1 protein-coding gene is annotated in these 731 nt (G+C 60.1%); it reads left to right on the forward strand.

What is annotated here, in order from left to right:
• Positions 1 to 647, forward strand: a 647-nt coding sequence (locus tag CKW40_RS42375; RefSeq protein WP_143748536.1) for an IS630 family transposase, incomplete at its 5' end; no start/stop codon positions are given.
• Positions 648 to 731: the final 84 nt, after the last annotated feature.

The raw sequence follows: 731 nt of genomic DNA on the forward strand, positions 1-731 counted from the left end.
AGCTTCACGATGTGGTCGGGCTCTACGTCTCGCCGCCTGCGCATGCCATCGTGCTGTCGGTTGACGAAAAGAGCCAGATACAGGCGCTTGATCGCACTCAGCCGGGGTTGCCGCTAAAGCGCGGTCGGGGGGCGACCATGACGCACGACTACAAGCGCAACGGCACCACCACCCTGTTCGCCGCACTCAACATCCTCGATGGCTCGGTGATCGGCCGCAACATGCAGCGCCATCGGCATCAGGAGTTCATCCGCTTCCTCAATACCATCGAGGCTGAAATGCCCGCCGATAAAACCGTCCACGTCATCCTCGACAACTATGCCACCCACAAACAGCCGAAAGTCCGCGCCTGGCTGGAGCGCCATCCGCGCTGGACATTCCACTTCGTGCCGACATCATGCTCGTGGCTCAACGCCGTCGAAGGCTTCTTCGCCACATTGACCCGACGGCGCCTGAAGCACGGCGTCTTCCATTCGGTTGTCGACCTCCAGGCCGCCATCAACCGCTTCATCAAGGAGCACAATCAGCAAACCCGACCCTTCGTCTGGCGCGCCGATCCAGGCGAAATCATCGCCGCCGTCAGGCGTGGGCACCAAACGTTGGAATCAATCCACTCTCATGTTCGCTGTTTCAAGTCGCAGGTGTGAAAAATCGTTCGCTTGCCATGGGCAAGCGTTGTGGCGAAATGGCTGCTCTGGGCAAGGCAGGAGGCACGGTCAATGAACGACGGT

It is taken from the genome of Mesorhizobium carmichaelinearum (assembly GCF_900199455.1).
GTDB classification, from domain to species: domain Bacteria; phylum Pseudomonadota; class Alphaproteobacteria; order Rhizobiales; family Rhizobiaceae; genus Mesorhizobium; species Mesorhizobium carmichaelinearum.